The organism is Streptomyces sp. NPDC016562 (assembly GCF_043076955.1).
Taxonomy (GTDB): Bacteria; Actinomycetota; Actinomycetes; order Streptomycetales; family Streptomycetaceae; genus Streptomyces.
Map to the genome: position 1 here is coordinate 722461 of NZ_JBIBRZ010000001.1, position 16687 is coordinate 739147.

General features: G+C 73.3%; 16 protein-coding genes. 7 read left to right on the top strand and 9 right to left on the bottom strand.

Annotation, left to right across the window (positions count from 1 at the left end; genetic code table 11):
• Positions 1–86: 86 nt before the first annotated feature.
• From ACF059_RS03350 to ACF059_RS03360, 3 genes are all read right to left on the bottom strand, one after another.
• Positions 87–2204 (bottom strand): thioredoxin domain-containing protein, encoded by a 2118-nt coding sequence (locus ACF059_RS03350; protein ID WP_392050704.1) that lies wholly within the window; start codon positions 2202–2204, stop codon positions 87–89.
• A 119-nt stretch (positions 2205–2323) separates the two neighbouring features.
• Entirely contained in the window at positions 2324–2503 is a 180-nt protein-coding gene (locus ACF059_RS03355) for a hypothetical protein (protein WP_392050707.1), read from the bottom strand.
• Positions 2504–2586: 83 nt separating this feature from the next.
• Positions 2587–3288, bottom strand: coding sequence for a DUF4344 domain-containing metallopeptidase (locus ACF059_RS03360; protein ID WP_392050710.1), 702 nt, complete (start codon positions 3286–3288; stop codon positions 2587–2589).
• 269 nt (positions 3289–3557) lie between these two features.
• Between ACF059_RS03360 and ACF059_RS03365 the strand changes: the two genes are divergently transcribed.
• Positions 3558–6860, top strand: a complete 3303-nt coding sequence (locus ACF059_RS03365; protein ID WP_392050713.1) for a tetratricopeptide repeat protein — start codon at positions 3558–3560, stop codon at positions 6858–6860.
• Positions 6861–7033: 173 nt separating this feature from the next.
• On the opposite strand, the gene ACF059_RS03370 is transcribed toward ACF059_RS03365, so the two are convergent.
• Entirely contained in the window at positions 7034–7273 is a 240-nt protein-coding gene (locus ACF059_RS03370; protein ID WP_361952042.1) for a hypothetical protein, read from the bottom strand.
• A gap of 2 nt (positions 7274–7275) precedes the next feature.
• Positions 7276–8157, bottom strand: coding sequence for a mycothiol conjugate amidase Mca (gene mca, locus ACF059_RS03375; protein WP_361952045.1), 882 nt, complete (start codon positions 8155–8157; stop codon positions 7276–7278).
• Positions 8158–8264: 107 nt separating this feature from the next.
• Here mca and ACF059_RS03380 point away from each other — a divergent pair, with 107 nt between their 5' ends.
• Positions 8265–8678 carry a DUF4307 domain-containing protein gene (locus tag ACF059_RS03380; RefSeq protein WP_392050717.1) on the top strand — a complete coding sequence of 138 codons (414 nt, stop codon included), beginning with the start codon at positions 8265–8267 and terminating at the stop codon, positions 8676–8678.
• A 127-nt stretch (positions 8679–8805) separates the two neighbouring features.
• Positions 8806–9303: a transcription elongation factor GreA gene (gene greA / locus ACF059_RS03385; protein WP_392050720.1), complete on the top strand. Its 498-nt coding sequence runs from the start codon at positions 8806–8808 to the stop codon at positions 9301–9303.
• A 118-nt stretch (positions 9304–9421) separates the two neighbouring features.
• Here the strand turns inward: greA and ACF059_RS03390 are convergent, their stop codons facing one another.
• The 3 genes from ACF059_RS03390 to ilvA all read right to left on the bottom strand — a co-directional run bounded on the left by ACF059_RS03390 (position 9422) and on the right by ilvA (position 12747).
• Positions 9422–10294: an ABC transporter permease gene (locus tag ACF059_RS03390; protein ID WP_366868112.1), complete on the bottom strand. Its 873-nt coding sequence runs from the start codon at positions 10292–10294 to the stop codon at positions 9422–9424.
• Positions 10291–11319, bottom strand: a complete 1029-nt coding sequence (locus ACF059_RS03395) for an ATP-binding cassette domain-containing protein (protein ID WP_392050723.1) — start codon at positions 11317–11319, stop codon at positions 10291–10293. The genes ACF059_RS03390 and ACF059_RS03395 overlap by 4 nt, the downstream gene beginning before the upstream one ends.
• Positions 11320–11514: 195 nt before the next feature.
• A complete protein-coding gene (gene ilvA, locus ACF059_RS03400) occupies positions 11515–12747 on the bottom strand; it encodes a threonine ammonia-lyase (protein WP_392050726.1) in 1233 nt (410 codons plus the stop codon).
• A gap of 194 nt (positions 12748–12941) precedes the next feature.
• On the opposite strand from ilvA, the gene ACF059_RS03405 reads away from it, so the two are divergent.
• From ACF059_RS03405 to ACF059_RS03415, 3 genes are all read left to right on the top strand, one after another.
• Positions 12942–13463, top strand: a complete 522-nt coding sequence (locus ACF059_RS03405; RefSeq protein WP_366868109.1) for a MarR family transcriptional regulator — start codon at positions 12942–12944, stop codon at positions 13461–13463.
• Between the two features lie 80 nt (positions 13464–13543).
• The gene (locus tag ACF059_RS03410) at positions 13544–13993 is read left to right on the top strand and encodes a sigma factor-like helix-turn-helix DNA-binding protein (protein ID WP_392050729.1); all 450 of its coding nucleotides are present in this window, start codon (positions 13544–13546) and stop codon (positions 13991–13993) included.
• The gene (locus tag ACF059_RS03415; RefSeq protein WP_360902810.1) at positions 13990–14244 is read left to right on the top strand and encodes a hypothetical protein; all 255 of its coding nucleotides are present in this window, start codon (positions 13990–13992) and stop codon (positions 14242–14244) included. Before ACF059_RS03410 ends, ACF059_RS03415 begins: the two co-directional genes overlap by 4 nt.
• Positions 14245–14331: 87 nt before the next feature.
• On the opposite strand, the gene ACF059_RS03420 is transcribed toward ACF059_RS03415, so the two are convergent.
• Positions 14332–15489 carry a cystathionine gamma-synthase gene (locus tag ACF059_RS03420; RefSeq protein WP_392050732.1) on the bottom strand — a complete coding sequence of 386 codons (1158 nt, stop codon included), beginning with the start codon at positions 15487–15489 and terminating at the stop codon, positions 14332–14334.
• A gap of 75 nt (positions 15490–15564) precedes the next feature.
• Between ACF059_RS03420 and ACF059_RS03425 the strand changes: the two genes are divergently transcribed.
• Complete coding sequence (locus ACF059_RS03425) at positions 15565–16671, top strand: hypothetical protein (RefSeq protein ID WP_392050735.1); 1107 nt, start codon at positions 15565–15567, stop codon at positions 16669–16671.
• Positions 16672–16687: the final 16 nt, after the last annotated feature.

Here is a 16687-nt window from a genome sequence, read left to right on the forward strand (position 1 = left end):
AACATGACACCCAGAAGCGGCACAGATAAAAAGCACGTTTCTGAACTCACGGACAGGCAAGCGGAATTGACGGCACTGCGGCTGAATCAGGGGCGAACCGTGCCCAACTGCTCCGCCAGTTCGACCGGATCCGTCGTAGGCCGCGCGCAGACGAAATGTCGACAGACGTACGCCGTCGGACGGTCGTGTACGAGTGTGCGCTCGGCAAGAAGGGGGAATTCGCCCCCGCTGCCGTCGGCCGCCTGCGGCAGCCCGGCCGCCACGACCGCCCCGGGAGCCGTCCCCAGCAACGCGGTCCGGTGCAGCGCCTCGAACGCCGGATCCTGAGCGCGGCCGACCACCGCGACCTCGCGCGGCCCGTCGAGGAGCGCCTCGGCGACCGACAGCCCGTGCCCGATGAAGCGCGGCACGCGCGGACCGAGCGCGTGCACCACCCCCAGCGCCCGCTCGGCCGCCGTACGGTGGGCCTGCGACCCGGTGTGCGCGGCGTACGAGAGCAGCGCGCCGGCCGCCGCGGTCCACCCGGACGGAGCGGCCGTGTCCGTCGGATCCTGCGGCCTGCGGATGAGCTTCTCCGCGTCGTGCGCCGTGTCGTACAGCGACCCGTCCTCGGCGGTGAACCGGTCCAGGACCAGGTCCAGCAGGAAGCCGGCGAACTCCAGCCACACGCCCTCGCCGGTCACCGACGCCAGGGCGAGGAAGCCCTCGGCCACGTCGCCGTAGTCCTCCAGCACCCCGGCGTTGGCCCCGACCTGCCCGTCCTTGCTGGTCCGCGCCAGTCGCGCCTTGCCGGCGGCCACGTCGAAGTGCACCCGCACCAGCAGGTCGGCGGCCTCGGTGGCCCGCTCGACGAGGTCGGGCCGGTCGAAGTACGCCCCGCACTCGGCGAGGGCGGCGATGGCCAGCCCGTTCCACGCGGCGACGATCTTGTCGTCCCGCCCGGGCGCGGGCCGCAGGTCGCGCGCGGCCAGCAGCCGGCGCCGGATGCCGGCCATCCGGTCGGCGTCCGCCTCGCTCCCGCCTGCCGGGCCGCCCGCGAGCCCGTCCTCGGGCAGCTGGAGGACCGACATCCCGTGCTCGAAGGTGCCCTCCTCGGTCACCCCGAAGTACGCGGCGGCCAGCTCCCCGTCCTCCTCCCCCAGCACCTCGCGCAGCTGCGCCGGGGTCCAGGCGTAGTAGGCCCCCTCGACGTGCTCACCGCTGACCGGGTCCTCGCTGTCGGCGTCGAGCGCGGACGCGAAACCGCCCTGGGCGGTCCGCAGTTCGCGGACCATGAAGTCGGCGGTCTCCAGGGCGACGCGCCGCGCGAGCTCGCGGATGCCCTCGATCCCGTCACCGGCTCCGTCGAGGGCGGTGGCCCGCCACAGGTGCGCGTAGACCCGGCACAGCAGCGCGTTGTCGTAGAGCATCTTCTCGAAGTGCGGCACGACCCACTCCCGGTCCACGGAGTACCGCGCGAACCCGCCGCCGAGCTGGTCGTAGATCCCGCCTCGCGCCATCGCCTCGCAGGTGTCGGCGACCATCTGGAGCGCGCCCTCGGACCCGGTGCGCGCGTGGTGGCGCAGCAGGAACTCCAGCACCATGGACGGCGGGAACTTCGGCGCCCCGCCGAATCCGCCGCGCGGGGCGTCGTACTCCCGCGTCAGCCCGAGCAGCGCCTGCGCGAGCTCCTCGGGCCCGGGGGCGCCGGCCTTCCCGTAGTCCAGCTGCCGCCCCGCCAGGTCCCGTACGATCTTCTGCGCGACGTCGGCGACCTCCTCCCGCCGCCCCACCCAGGCGGCCCGCACGCCTTCGAGCACCTGCATGAAGGAGGGCATCCCCTGCCGGGGCTCGGGCGGGAAGTAGGTGCCGAAGTAGAACGGCTCGCCCTCGGGCGTGAGGAAGACGGTCATCGGCCAGCCACCGTGCCCGGTGGCCGCCTGCACGGCCTCCATGTAGACGGCGTCGATGTCGGGACGCTCCTCGCGGTCCACCTTGACGTTGACGAAGTGCTCGTTCATGTAGGCGGCGGTCAGCTCGTCCTCGAAGGACTCGTGCGCCATGACATGACACCAGTGGCACGCCGAGTAGCCGACCGACAACAGCACGGGCACATCACGCCGCCGCGCTTCCTCGAAGGCGTCGGGGGCCCATGGCCACCAGTCGACCGGATTGTCCGCGTGCTGAAGCAGATAAGGCGAGGTCACACCAGCCAACCGGTTCATAAGACCCAGCCTCTCACAGCTCCCTGGCACGACCGGCGAAGCCCTCGCGAGCCCGCCTCGCTTGGCCGAATGGCACGTGTGAGCTGTGCGGCGGTGAACCGAAGAACCGGCGCCGCCCGTCAGTGGCCGTCTGCGTCGGGCCGGGGCAGCTCGTCCAGGTCGAGGGTGTAGGTCCGTCCATCGGCCAGCTCGATGGGCAGCTTGCCCGAGCCGTACTTGTGCGTGTGGGCCGCGATGTAGCCGGAACCGGTGGGCTGAGAGTGGACGACGACCTCCGCAGCGTACGGGTCCACCACCACGTAGACCGGGATGCCGCGTGATCGTCAAAGAGGTGTGAGCACCACCCCGCTCACGGGCCTCCGTGAAGGCCGACGGGATCGGATCACCGCCGCAGGAGTGGGGCCAGGTTGCGGAGCCAGGTGTCGCGGGCTGGGGGCCAGGTGGTCGGGCAGTGGGTGCGGGACGGGGCCGCCAGGTCCGGGTGGTGGGCGGGGGCGGCGCCGTAGACCGCGCAGCGGTGGGATTCCGCGCGGGCGGCGGGCGGGGCGTGTCCGTCCGACGGGTCCGGTTCCGGGTCGGCCGCCGCGGCGAGGTCGTAGGCGCGGGCAGCCGCCAGGAGGGCCTCCTCGCCCTGCGGGGCGTCGCCGCGCAGCAGCATGAGCTGGGCGAAGCGGTCGGCGGCGTCCTCCTCGGCGCGGTCGCCGTCGTCCGGGAGGCCGAGCGCGTCGATGAGGGCGTGGCCCGCCTCGTGGTAGAGCGTCTCCCCTACGACCCCGGCGAGCGGCTCGTCGGCCGGGCGGCCGTCCGCCGCCTCGAACAGGGCGCGGTCCTCGGCCAGATCGTCGTAGCAGAGCTCGATGCGGCGCGTCGCGGGGTCGTAGCCGCTGCCCTCGCCCGCGCAGGAGCGGGCGACGACCGTGATCCGGTGGGGGACGTCGACGTACGCGTTGAGCTCGGCGGTGACCGTCTCGGTGAGCCGGCGCCGCTTCAGGAAGCCGGCGCTGTCGCGGTCGGCGGCGTCGGGCTCCTCGTAGCGCGCCACGAATCCCCGTGCGGGCCGCGGCTGTTCCTCGCAGGCGGACACGGTGGACAGGGTGAACAGGGTGGATAGCGCGCACAGGGTGGATACGAGGGCTGGGGCGGGCGTGCGGCGGGACGGCGTCGGCGTCGATGTCGGCGTGCGGGTCTCCCTTAGCGCCATCTGGCCCTGCCTTCATGCCGCTTGGTCAATTTTGACCCGACTATACGAAAGCCTGACCGCCTCCCTCTGAACTAGCTCAGATTCCCTCGCGTTCAGGGAAGTCCCGCAGGACACTTGGGGCTCGTTGCCGGAGCTCTCTGAGGGGGATGCCGATGCGGGACAGCCATCGCGTCGAAGCCGAGCGACTGTTGGTGCGGGCCGTGGACGAGGAGGTCCGGCGGGGGGCCGGCGCGCCGGGCACGGCGGTGGACGGGGCGGCGCTGCTGGCGCGGGGCAGGGAGGCCCTGGAGGCGCTCGCCGCGAGCGCGGCGCCCGAGTACGAGGCGTACGTACGGGCCCTGGACGAGGCGGCGGCCGGGGACCCGTCGCTCGGCGAGGCCTTCCGGCGCGGCAACACCTCGACGGCGGCGCTGGTCACGGCGGTCGCGGCGGTCGCGGCCATCGGGACGGACCTGTCGCTCGGCGTCGCGGTCGGCACGGCGCTGACCACGGGCGCCGTCGTGGGCATCGCGGGCGCGGTGGCGACGGTCGCCAAGGCGACCGCCCTGCACCTGCCGGCCGCGAACCGGCGCGCCGGGGAGCTGGGCCGCCCCGGCGGCGCGGAGCAGTTGAGACTGCAGTGGCTGTCGGCGCTGGAGGTGCGCGGGATCCGGCCCTTCCTGGAGCAGCAGCGCACGGTGGCCGCCACCGCTCGCGTCCCGCGGCCGTCCGTGCGGACCGCGCCCCGCCCGGCTCCGCGGCTGCGCGGCACCGACCGCAGTGCGGAGGCCCGGCGGCGCAGCGTGCTGGAGCAGTCCTTCGGACAGCTCCCGGAGCCGATGGCGCCGTTCGCGGGCCGGCGGGCCGAGCTGACCCGGATCGCGCAGTGGGTGCAGGCGGCACGGGCCAGTACCGAGACCCGCCCGGTGATCGTGGTGCTGCACGGCGAGCCGGGGGTGGGCCGTACGGCGCTGGCGCTTCGGGCAGCGCACGCCCTGCGGGACCAGTTCCGGGGCGCGTGCCTGGTGGACCTGCGCGGCGCCTCGCCCGGTGGGGAGGCGCCGCTGGCGACGCGCGAGGCGCTGCTGCACCTCCTGAACCGGCTGGGCGCGCCCCGCGAGCAGCTGCTCTTCCGCGAGGGCGCCTCGGCGGAACAGCAGGTGCGCCGCCTCGGGGAGCTGTACCACCAGCACCTCCAGGGGCTGCCGGTGACGGTGCTCCTCGACGACGCGGTGGACGCGGAGCAGATCCGGCTGCTGGTGCCCGAGCGCTCCGAAAGCCTGGTGCTGGTGACCGCGCGGGAGCCGCTGGAGCTGCCCGCGGACCCGGCGGCATGGGTGCACCAGCTGCCGGTGGAGCGGCTGGCGCCGGACGAGGCGGCGGAGCTGGTCCGCGCCCCGCACACCGCCTCCACGCCGCAGACCGCTTCCGCCCCCGGAACCGCCTCCGCCCCGGAGGCCTCCGAGGCCGTGGCCGCCGCGGTGGAGCTCGGCGGCGGGCTCCCCCTCGCCCTGCGCCTGCTGGCCCCGCTGGTCCGCGACGGCTGGGCCCCGGGGCCGGAGCACGCCGCGACCACCCGCCCCGTGGAGCCCGTGGAGGACGCCCTGCGCGCCGCCGACGCCCGCCTCGCCGAGCCCGCCCGGCGGCTGCTGCGCCGGCTGCCCCTGGCCGGCCGGGCCTCCCTCGGCGCCGCGGCCGCGGCCGCGCTGGCCGACGTACCGGAGCAGGCGGCGCTGCGCACGCTGGAGGAGCTGTGGGAGGCCGGGCTGATCGAGCGGGTGCGCGGCCGGCGCTTCCGGATGCACGACGCGGTACGGGCCTACGCGGCGGCGCGCCTCGCGGCGGACGAGGACCGGGCGGTGGCCGCGGCGGCGCACGAACGCCTGATCCGCACCTACGCCCAGCTCGCCGACTCGGTGATCCGCATGGTCGACGGGAAGATGTCGACCCGCGCGGACGTGTTCCCGGGCAGCTCGGTCGGCGGCCACGGCTTCACTTCGCTCGATGCGGCGCTGCGCTGGCTGGACGACGAGTCGAGCTTCATCACGGCGGCCCTGCGGCACTCGGACGGGGTGGACCAGCAGGCGGTGCTCGACCTGCTCGGCGCGCTCTGCGACTTCTGCCTCCTGCGCGGGGACCTGTACCGGCTCGGGGAGATCGACGAGCTCACGCAGGCGGTGGCCGCGGGTCGCCCGGGGGAGGCCGGGGACTCCGGGGCGCAGCAGGGCCGGCTGGTCCGGTCGGTGCAGTGGCGTACGGGCATCGCTGCGCGCCAGCTCGGCGAGCTGGACAAGGCCCGCTCGACCCTGACCTCGGTGGTGGACCAGTACAAGGAGGCCCGCCAGGAGGCGGGGGCGGCGATGGCCCTGGTCTCCCTCGGCATCACCCTGCACCACCAGGGCAACCTCCCGGAGGCCGCGGCCCGCATCCGCGAGGCGCTCGCGCTCCAGGAGCCCGCGGAACTGGCGGGTGACCGGGCCTGGGGCCTGCACGCGCTGGCCGCGGTGGAGCGCGACCTGGCGCACCTGGCGGAGGCGACGCGCCTGCTGGAGACCTCCCTGGCCCTGCACCGGGAGAGCGAGAGCGTGCACGGCGAGGCCTGGGCGCACTTCCAGCTGGGTCAGGTGCACCTGCGGCTCGGCGACGTGCCCCGGGCCGAGGAGGAGCTGCGGCTCGCCCTGGACCTGTACGGGCGGACCCGCGACGACCGCGGCGAGGCCTGGGCGCTGACCCAGCTGGGCCGGGCGCGGGTGGTCGACCGGGATCCGGGTCCGGCGGTGGAGCAGCTGCGCGAGGCGCTGGCCCGGCACCGGGAGGCGGAGGACGCGCGCGGCGAGGCGTGGACGCTGTACTACCTCGGGCAGGCGCTGGAGGAGGACGGCGAGCGCGATCGGGCGGTACGGGAGCTGGAGCGGGCCCGGACGATGTTCTCGCGGATGCGTGACGTGTACGGGCTGGCGCACGCCCGCCACCACTCGGGCCGCGTGACGCGCGACCAGCGCGCCGCCCAGACGGGGAACCTGAAGAACTCCGGCTTCGCCCGTCAGCTGCTGGTCGACGCGCGGGCGGACTTCCGGCGCATCGGGCTGGCCCACGGCGAGGCGTGGACCTGCCTGGAGCTGGCGGTCGTCGACGCGGGCAACGGCCGTCTCGCGCAGGCGCTCGACCTGTGCGAGGAGGCCGTCCGGCTGTTCATCTCGTACGGGGACCGGCGCGGGGAGGACTGGGCCCGCTTCCTGCGGTGCACGATGCTGCCGTACGCCGTCCCGGCCGCCCCGGAGGAGGCGCGGGCGGAACTCGAGCGGCTGGCGCAAGCGCGCCACCCGGCGCGCGACGGGCGGCTGGAGGACTGCCTGGAGACCTACGGGGTCGTCCTGGGCCGCGGCGTCGACGCGGCGGAGGGCTGGCAGGCGTGGCGGCTCGGCCTGGTCCCGGACCTGCACGCGCGGGAGATCATGGGCGTCCCGGCGTCGTAGGGGCCGGCCTGACGGGGCCCACCCGACGGGCTCCCCAGGCGGCCTGACCAGGCCCACCCGGCGGGCTCACCCCCCGCACGCACGCGCGAAAGCACCGCCCCACCGGTCCTGCCGGCCGGGGCGGCGGTCACGCCCAGGGGCCCCGAACCGAGGGGTCCCCGAGGCGGGGGTCCCTACGGGGCCCGGGTGCCTTCGGCGGACGGGGCCGGGGCCGCGGCGGCGCCGGGCTCCGCGGCCTCCTGGAAGTTCACCTGGCCCATGTGGCGGTTCATCGACTTCATCAGGCCCCACACCGCGAGGGCGAGGGCCGCGAAGACGATGAAGCCCAGGAGGCCGGGCGTCACCTTGTTCTTGTCGAAGGTGTCACCCGCCAGCGGGAGGAGCTGGGTCAGTGCTGCCTGCGTAGCGCTCATAGCTAGGCATTCTCCCGGATGCCCGCGAAGAGGTCGGACTCGGGGAGGGAGGTGTCGACGAGCGACTTCGCGAGCTCGTACTCCTCCGTCGGCCAGACCTCCTTCTGGATGTCCATCGGCACGCGGAACCAGCCGCCGTCCGGGTCGATCTGCGTGGCGTGCGCGATGAGCGCCTTGTCACGGATCTCGAAGAAGTCCCCGCAGGGCACGTGGGTGGTCAGGGTCCGCTCCTTGCGCTCGAACTCCTTCCACCGCTCCAGCCACTCCCCGTACGGGGACTCCATGCCGCGCGCGAGGAGCGCCTCGTGCAGGGCGACGGTGCGCGGCTTGTTGAAGCCCTGGTTGTAGTAGAGCTTCTGCGGCTGGTAGGCCGGGCCGAACTCGGCCTCCGGGTACTTCTCGGTGTCGGCCGCGCCCTCGAAGGCCACCATGGAGATCTTGTGGGTCATGATGTGGTCGGGGTGCGGGTAGCCGCCGTTCTCGTCGTACGTGGTGATGACCTGCGGCCTGAAGGCGCGGATCTTCTTCACCAGCTCGCCGGCGGCCTCGTCGACGTCCGCGAGCGCGAAGCAGCCCTCGGGCAGCGGCGGCAGCGGGTCGCCCTCGGGCAGGCCGGAGTCGACGTAGCCGAGCCACTCCTGCTCGATGCCGAGGATCTGGCGCGCCTCGTCCATCTCCCGGGCGCGGACCTCGTGGATGTTCTCCTCGATGTACTTGTCGCCCTGGAGCTTGGGGTTCAGAACGGAGCCGCGCTCGCCACCGGTGCAGGTGACGACCAGCACGGGAACCCCCTCGGACACGTACTTGGCCATGGTGGCCGCGCCCTTGCTCGACTCGTCGTCGGGGTGGGCGTGGACGGCCATCAGTCGAAGCTGCTCGGTCAAAACAGGATCCTCTGCGATTCGGCGCGACGGTCGGCTCCTATAGTGACCGAACTGGGGGACGGAAAATTCCGGGGGTGGCCCCACCTCCCCAGCGAGAGGAAGAGATCATGAGCGCGGTGCGCGAGGGACTGCCCGAGGGCCGGTACGGCCGGTCGGCGGACGAGCGTGCGGACCGGAAGCTCAAGATCATCGGTGCGGCGCTGGGCGCCGTGCTGCTGGGCGTGATCGGCTGGATCGGCTGGGACTACGTCGCGGGGCAGGCCGTCAGCGCCGAGGTGATCAAGTTCCAGGTGGTGTCGGACACCGAGGTGAAGGTGCACCTGGAGGTCCGCAAGGAGTCCTCGGTCACCGGGGTCTGCACCCTGAGCTCCCAGAACGAGGAGCACGCCGAGGTGGGCCGGGCGGACTACACCTTCGCCCAGGCCGAGGGCCGGGTCGACGAGGTAGTGTCGTTGAAGACCACCGGCCGGGCCACGATGATCGAGCTGGTCGGGTGCCAGCCGGCGGCCTCCGGGCACTGAGGTCCGCAGACGCGGCCGGCACCCTCGGAGTGCATTGGTCCTCCCCCTTTTCTTCCCGAATTGTTAGGCTCGTGGTTTCGTCCGCCGCTGGCGGCTTTGTAGTCCCCTGTACCGACGAGGAGCACCCGTGACCCAGACGAGCGAAAGCGTCACCTGGCTGACCCAGGCGGCGTACGACCAGCTGAAGGCGGAGCTGGACTACCTCTCTGGTCCTGCCCGCACGGAGATCGCCACGAAGATCGCAGCCGCCCGCGAGGAGGGCGACCTGCGCGAGAACGGCGGTTACCACGCGGCCAAGGAGGAGCAGGGCAAGCAGGAGCTCCGGGTCCGCCAGCTCACGCAGCTCCTGGAGAACGCCAAGGTCGGGACCGCGCCCGCGTCCGACGGCGTGGTGGCCCCCGGCACCCTCGTGAAGATCGCCTTCGACGGCGACGAGGACGACACCATGGAGTTCCTGCTCGCGTCGCGCGAGTACGCCTCCTCGGACTTCGAGACGTACTCCCCCCAGTCCCCGCTGGGCAGTGGCGTGATGGGCAAGTCGATCGGCGAGGACGCCGAGTACGAGCTGCCGAACGGCAAGACGGCCTCGGTCAAGATCCTGGACGTCAAGCCCTTCACCGGCTGATCACCCGCCCCGTTCAGCCTGCTCTTCCGTCTTCACGTCTTCACGCGCGATGCCCGGCCGGATCCTTCCGGCCGGGCATCGCGCGTAGGTGCCCCACCACAGCCAGGGCGCGCGCCGCCTACGCGGTCGCCGAGCGGTACTTACGGACCGCGAGGGTCCGGAAGACCGTGATGATCAGCAGGGACCAGAGGACGGACGCCAGCACCGGGTGCTGCATCGGCCAGGCCTCCGGGACCGGGTACCCCTGGGGGAGGTTGCCGAAGAGCTCCCGCGCCGCCTGGACGGTGGCGCTGAAGGGGTTCCACTCGGCGATGTGCCGCAGGAAGGCCGGCATGTTCTCGGAGGGGACGAAGGCGTTCGAGATGAACGTCAACGGGAAGAGCCAGATCAGCCCACCGGACGTCGCCGCCTCGGGGGTGCGCACCGACAGGCCGATCAGCGCGCCGATCCACGAGAAGGCGTAGCCGAGCAGGAGCAGCAGGCCGAAGCCGGCGAGCACCTTGCCGAGGTTCTCGTGGGTGCGCCAGCCGACGATCAGCGCGACCACGGCCAGGACGACCACGGTGAGCGCGGTCTGGACGAGGTCGGCGAGGGTGCGGCCGGTGAGGACCGCGCCGCGCGCCATGGGCAGTGAGCGGAAGCGGTCGATCAGGCCCTTGTGCATGTCGTCCGCGATGCCGGCGCCCGCTCCGGCGGTGGCGAAGGTGACGGTCTGGGCGAAGATGCCGGCCATCAGGAATTCCCGGTAGGCGGCCGGTGAGGTGCTGCCACCGACGCTGATCGAGCCGCCGAAGACGTAGCTGAAGAGCACGACGAACATGACCGGCTGGATCACGCCGAAGATGATCATCTCGGGTATCCGGGACATCCGGATCAGGTTCCGCTTGGCCATGACCAGGGAGTCGTTGACGCCCTGGACGAGCCCGCCGCGCGGGCGGGGCGCCGCGAGGTCCGCCGTGGGGGTGCCCGGGGTCGGGGAGGTGAGCGTCACTTGGCCGTCTCCTTTCGCGCCGCCTTGCGGCCCTTGGAACCGGCGCCGGCCCCGCCGTCGCCGTCGCCGTTCTCCTCCGCCGTCCGTTCGGCCGCGTGGCCGGTGAGGGAGATGAACACGTCGTCGAGGGTGGGGCGGCGCAGGCCGATGTCGTCGATCTCGATGCCCCGGCCGTCCAGTTCGCGGATGACCTCGGCGAGCAGTTTCGCCCCGCCCGTCACCGGCACGGTCAGCTTGCGGGTGTGCTCCTCGACCGTGGTCTCGCCCTTGCCGAAGCCGGCGAGCACCTCGCGCGCCGAGGCGATGTGCTCCCGCTCGTGGACGACGACCTCCACGCGCTCGCCGCCCGTGCGGGCCTTGAGCTGGTCGGAGGTGCCGCGGGCGATGACCTTGCCGTGGTCGACCACGCAGATGTCGTGCGCGAGGTGGTCGGCCTCCTCCAGGTACTGGGTGGTGAGCAGCAGGGTGGTGCCGCCGGCGACCAGTTCCTGGATGATCCCCCACAGCTGCTGGCGGTTGCGGGGGTCGAGGCCGGTGGTCGGCTCGTCCATGAACATCACGGGCGGGCTGACGACGAGGGCGGCCGCGAGGTCGAGGCGCCTGCGCATGCCGCCCGAGTACGTCTTGGCGGTGCGGTCGGCGGCGTCGCCGAGGTTGAAGCGTTCGAGCAGTTCGTCGGCCCGGGCTTTGGCCGCCCTGGCCTTCATCTGGTAGAGCTGACCGACCATCTGGAGGTTCTCGCGGCCGGTCAGGTACTCGTCGACGGCGGCGAACTGGCCGGACAGGCCGATGGCGCGCCGGACCTCGTTGGGGTGCCGGAGCACGTCGATGCCGGCGACGACGGCCTTGCCGCTGTCGGGTCGCAGGAGGGTGGTCAGGACGCGCACGGTCGTGGTCTTGCCCGCACCGTTCGGGCCGAGCAGGCCGAGGACGGTGCCTTCGGGGACGTCGAGGTCCACGCCGTCCAGTGCCCGTACATCGCCGAAGGTCTTGACCAGGCCTTCGGCGTAGATTGCGCCTGGCATAGGGATTCTCCCAGGGAGTGAATCGGACCGGCTGAATCGGGGCATTCCACCGCAAAGCCTATGGGCGCCGGACATCCCGCGCTCGGCCGGTCGGGGGACCGCCCCGCCTTCCCCCTTACCCGCCCGGGGCGCAGACTATCGCGTCATATCGCGAATCTCTACGGGCGGACGCGACTCCCGGCCCGATCCGCCGGGCTAGCCCATCACCCTGTACCCCGCGCCGTGCAGCGACCGCGCGACCTGGGCGCAGTGCTCCGGGCCCTTCGTCTCCAGGTGCAGCTCCACCTCCACCTCCGCGAGCCCCAGCCGCGGGTCGGTGCGTACGTGGCTCACGTCCAGCACGTTCGCATCCAGCTCCGACAACACCGCCAGGAGCCCGGCCAGGGCCCCCGGCCGGTCCGCCACGCGCAGCCGCAGCGACAGGTACCGGCCCGCGGCCGCCATGCCGTGGCGCAGGATGCGCTGGAGCAGCAGCGGGTCGACGTTCCCGCCCGACAGGACGGCCACCACCGGCCCGCCCCCGTACAGCTCGGGCTCGCTCAGCAGGGCGGCGACCGGGCTGCAACCGGCCGGCTCCACCACGAGCTTGGCCCGCTCCAGACACAGCAGCAGGGCGCTGGAGAGCGCGTCCTCGGAGACCGTGCGCACGTCGTCGAGCAGCTCCGCGATGATGGTGAAGGGGATGTCGCCGGGGCGGCCGACCTTGATGCCGTCGGCCATCGTGACCGGGTCGTCGAGGGAGACCGGGTGCCCGGCCCGCAGCGAGGGCGGGTACGCGGCCGCGCCGGCCGCCTGCACCCCGACGACCCGCACGTCCGGCCGCAGCGCCTTCACGGCGACCGCGACACCGGCCGCGAGACCGCCGCCGCCGATGCCGACGAGGATGGTCCGCACCTCGGGGCACTGCTCCAGGATCTCCAGGCCCACCGTGCCCTGGCCGGCGATGATGTCGCGGTGGTCGAAGGGGTGGATGAACACCGCCCCGGTGCGGTCCGCGTAGTCCTGGGCGGCCGCGAGGGTCTCGTCGACGACCTGGCCGTGCATGCGGACCTCGGCGCCGTACTCCTGGGTCGCGGCCACCTTCGGCAGGGGCGCCCCGACCGGCATGAACACGGTGGAGCGGACCCCGAGGAGGGAGGAGGCCAGGGCCACGCCCTGCGCGTGGTTGCCCGCGCTGGCCGCGACGACGCCGGCGGCCCGCTGCTCGGGGCGCAGGCCCGCGATGCGTACGTAGGCTCCACGCAGTTTGAAGGAACCGGTGCGCTGGAGGTTCTCGCACTTGAAGTGGACCGGGGAGCCGGTGAGCGCGGAGAGGTGCCGGCTGCCCTCCATCGCGGTGACCCGGGAGACGCCGGAGAGCATCTTCTGGGCCCCCCGGACGTCGTCGAGCATGACCTGCGGGAGGGGCTGGGGCACGCGGTAGTTCATGCGGCCAGTCTCGCAGCCGGTCCGGGGGGTGGCGCGCCGCCCGCATCAGGGGCGAAATCCGGCCATCCCGGACGGGCGCTCGGCTTCGCTCCCGACCCGCCGTACCAGTTGTCAAACCGGGCGTACGAGCCGCCGCACGGCCGCGTACTCTGTCCCCCATCCTTGTCGGACCCACGCGAAGAGAGCCCACGGCCATGCCTTCCACCCCGGCCAGTTCCGACCTGCCCGCGGCGCCCGACGCGCCCGCCGGAGCGGGTCTCCTCGACGCGCTCCAGCACCAGGTCGCCGTCTTCGCCCGCCGCGCCGAGCAGACCCGCCTGGGCGGCGTGGGCCAGGCCCGCAACTCGATGGACCGCGCCGCCTACCTGCTGCTGAACCGGCTCGACCTGGAGGGTCCGATGGGCGTGAAGGCGCTCGCCGGCGGCATGGGGATCGACTCCTCCACGGTGACGCGGCAGGTCGCGCCGCTGGTCGACAGCGGTCTGGTCAAGCGCACCTCGCACCCCGAGGACGGGCGCGCCGTGGTGCTCGCGCTGTCCCCGCGGGGGCTGGCGCGCCTGGAGGAGGTCCGCTCCTCGCGGCGCGAGCTGATGGCCCGGGTGACGGAGGACTGGACCGAGGACGAGCGGGAGTCCTTCACCGGGCTGCTGACGCGGTTCAACCTGTCGCTGTCGGAGCTGATGGCGTCGGTGTCCGAGGCCGGTCCCGCCTCCTGAGCGGGTCGTGAGCGGGGTCCTGAGCGGAGTCCGTCCGTCCTCTTGACCTGGACGGTCCCGCTGCCCGCACTATGTGGGCTATGCGGGCGGTTGATCAACGGACTGGCTCCTACGCGGAGTTCGAGGCCTTCGTCGCGGGTGCGGCCGGGCGGCTCCTGCACGTCGCCGTCCTGCTGACCGGTGAGCCGGAGGCGGCCCGCCGACTGCTGGCGGGCGCGCTGGCCCGTACGTACGCCAACTGGCGACGGCTGCGCGGGGACGATCCGTACGACTTCACCCGCCAGGAGCTGTGCACCGCCTACGCCCGGACCGGCCGGCGCCACCACCGGGGCTCCCCCCTTACGGAGCCGGGCGCGGGCCCCGGCCTGCTGGCGCGGCTGAGTCCGCCGGAGCGGCTCGTCCTGGTCCTGCGGCTCTACGAAGGGCTCGCGGAGGAGGTCACGGCGGCGCAGCTGGGGCTGCCGGTCGAGCGGGTCCGGGTGCTGTGCAACCGGGCCGTGGCCGCGCTCAGGTCCCGGGAGGCGGCGTGAGCGGGCTGCCGGACCGAAAGGAGATCCAGGTCAGGGCGCTGATGGAGGGCCCGTACCCGGCCGTGCCGGCGGGCCTGGCGGCGGGCGCGGCGGAGCGGGGCGCCCGGCTCCTGCGGCGCCGCCGGGCGCTGCGCAGGTTCGGCTGGGCGGTGCTCTTCGCCGTCGCGGTGGCCTTCACGGTCTGGGCCTCGCTGACCCGCCCCTGGGCCGCCCCGCCGAGCGGCGTCTCCCCGCCACTGGAGGGCTGGTAGCGGCGCGTCCAGCCTCGCCGGCGTTTGAGGCGCGGGGTCCGGGGCGGAGCCCCGGGAACCCCGGCTTCGCCGGCGAGGCTTGAACGACTAGCCCAGCGCCTGCGTCAGGTCCGCCAGGAGGTCATCGGCGTTCTCGATGCCCACCGACAGCCGGACCAGGTCCGCCGGGACCTCCAGCGCCGAGCCGGCCACCGACGCGTGCGTCATCCGGCCCGGGTGCTCGATCAGGGACTCGACGCCGCCCAGGGACTCCCCGAGCGTGAACAGCTTGGCGCGGTTGCAGACCTCGACCGCCGCCTCCTCGCCGCCGACGACCTGGAAGGACACCATGCCGCCGAAGTTGCGCATCTGCTTCGCGGCGACCTCGTGGCCCGGGTGCTCCGGCAGGCCCGGGTAGAGGACCTTGTGCACCTTCGGGTGGCGGGTGAGCAGTTCGACGACCTTGGCCGCGTTCTCCGCGTGCCGGTCCATGCGTACCGCCAGGGTCTTGATGCCCCGCAGCACGATCCACGAGTCGAAGGGGCCCGCGACCGCGCCCATCGCGTTCTGGTGGTAGGCCAGTTCCTCGCCCAGGGCCGCGTCCGCGGTGACCAGCGCGCCGCCGACCACGTCGGAGTGCCCGCCCATGTACTTGGTCAGCGAGTGCACGACCACGTCCGCGCCCAGCGCCAGGGGCTGCTGGAGGTACGGCGAGGCGAAGGTGTTGTCCACGACCAGCTTGGCACCGGCCGTGCGCGCGATGTCGGCGACGACGGCGATGTCGGTGATGCCGAGCAGCGGGTTGGAGGGGGTCTCGACCCAGATGACCTTCGTCTTCGGGGTGAGGGCGGCCCGTACGGACTCGGCGTCGGAGGTGTCGGCCACCGACCACTCCACGCCCCACCGGGAGACGACCTTCGCGAAGAGGCGGAAGGTGCCGCCGTAGGCGTCGTTCGGGATGACCACGTGGTCGCCCGGGGCGAGCAGCGTACGGAGCAGGCAGTCCTCGGCGGCGAGGCCGGAGGCGAAGGCGAGGCCGCGCCGGCCGCCCTCCAGCGCCGCGAGGTTCTCCTCCAGCGCGGTGCGGGTCGGGTTGGCGCTGCGGCTGTACTCGTAGCCGCCGCGCAGTCCTCCGACACCGTCCTGCTTGTACGTGGAGACCTGGTAGATCGGGGGCACGACCGCGCCGGTCAGCGGGTCCGCCGTGTTGCCCGCGTGGATCGCGCGGGTCTCGAAGCTCTGGTGCTCGTGGCTGTCGTCGCTCATGGTTCAGATGCTATGCCCAGCCCGGGGTGCACCCCCTATTGGCCCGGGGACCCGTCGGTCTGGTTCGCTGGAGGCATGGAGATTCTGTTGTTCCTGTTCGCGATGCTCATGATCTTGTTCGTCGCGCTTCCCTACATCCGGCGGCGGCGCGGCGGGATCCGCCTGGTCGCACCGGACAGCCCGGACGCGGCCGACCCCGCGAACTACGGCTTCGCCCTGCAGGAGCACCTCGACATCCGGATCCCCGGGCCCGACGACGACCTGATGGACGCCCTCGACAACGTGCAGCGCACCGGCCAGTGGCAGGCGGCCTCCCAGCTGCTCGCCGGGACTCCCCGCGAGGGCGAGCGGCGCTGGCAGCGCGTGCAGGCCTTCGGCGGGGCGGCGGCGCTGGAGCTGGTGGCGCAGCCCGGCGCCGGTGCGCGGTGGCTGAAGGCGTGGCGGCTGGAGGCGGAGAAGGACGCGGGCGGCGCGCAGGTCCACGCGGAGCTGCTGGTGCAGCAGGCGTGGCGGCACTCGGGCGGCGTCGGCTCCGACGACCACCGGATCATCCTGGAGGAGGCCCGCGAGGCGTGCCGCAAGGCCGCGCTGCTGTCGCCGGGCGACCCGGTCCCGTACATCACGGAACTGGCGGTCGCGCGGGGTCTGGCCTACTCGGAGGCGGAGTTCTTCGACCTGTGGGCGAAGGTCATCGACCGGGCTCCGGACCACATGGGCGCCCACCTGGCGGCGCTGCACTACTGGTGCGAGAAGTGGCACGGCTCGCGCGAGAAGGCCGACGCCTTCGCGCACGCGGCGGCGGCGCGCGCCCCGCAGGGCTCGCTGCTGTCGGCGCTGCCGCTGTTCGCCCTGTACGAGAACCTGCCGGACGTGGTCCTGGTGGGCAGCTTCTACCAGAGCGCGGGCGTGACCCGGGCGGTGGAGGGCGCGCTGTACGCGGTGCACACGGCGCGGCAGGACGACCCGATGCTGGCGCACGTACGGCACCTGCTGCTGCTGTTCCTGGTCAACATGGAGCGCTGGTCGGAGGCCATGGAACAGGTGCGGCACGTGGACGGCTACGTCGGCGCCCTCCCCTGGTCCGCCTCGGAGGACCCGGCCGCCCAGTACGCGGTCTACCGGGCCCTGGCGGTGGCGGGCTACGAAGCCAACGGCGGCTCCCCGGCCACGCTCCCCCAGTGACGACGCCCCGCGATCA

Excerpts from the sequence above, each read along its gene's own strand:
- ACF059_RS03410 (WP_392050729.1), top strand. The coding sequence starts at position 13,544 with ATGCGGGCGGTTGATCAACGGACTGGCTCCTACGCGGAGTTCGAGGCC.
- ACF059_RS03420 (WP_392050732.1), bottom strand. The coding sequence starts at position 15,489 with ATGAGCGACGACAGCCACGAGCACCAGAGCTTCGAGACCCGCGCGATC.
- ACF059_RS03395 (WP_392050723.1), bottom strand. The coding sequence starts at position 11,319 with ATGCCAGGCGCAATCTACGCCGAAGGCCTGGTCAAGACCTTCGGCGAT.
- ACF059_RS03365 (WP_392050713.1), top strand. The coding sequence starts at position 3,558 with ATGCGGGACAGCCATCGCGTCGAAGCCGAGCGACTGTTGGTGCGGGCC.
- ACF059_RS03405 (WP_366868109.1), top strand. The coding sequence starts at position 12,942 with ATGCCTTCCACCCCGGCCAGTTCCGACCTGCCCGCGGCGCCCGACGCG.
- ACF059_RS03370 (WP_361952042.1), bottom strand. The coding sequence starts at position 7,273 with ATGAGCGCTACGCAGGCAGCACTGACCCAGCTCCTCCCGCTGGCGGGT.
- ACF059_RS03350 (WP_392050704.1), bottom strand. The coding sequence starts at position 2,204 with ATGAACCGGTTGGCTGGTGTGACCTCGCCTTATCTGCTTCAGCACGCG.
- ACF059_RS03380 (WP_392050717.1), top strand. The coding sequence starts at position 8,265 with ATGAGCGCGGTGCGCGAGGGACTGCCCGAGGGCCGGTACGGCCGGTCG.
- ilvA (WP_392050726.1), bottom strand. The coding sequence starts at position 12,747 with ATGAACTACCGCGTGCCCCAGCCCCTCCCGCAGGTCATGCTCGACGAC.
- ACF059_RS03425 (WP_392050735.1), top strand. The coding sequence starts at position 15,565 with ATGGAGATTCTGTTGTTCCTGTTCGCGATGCTCATGATCTTGTTCGTC.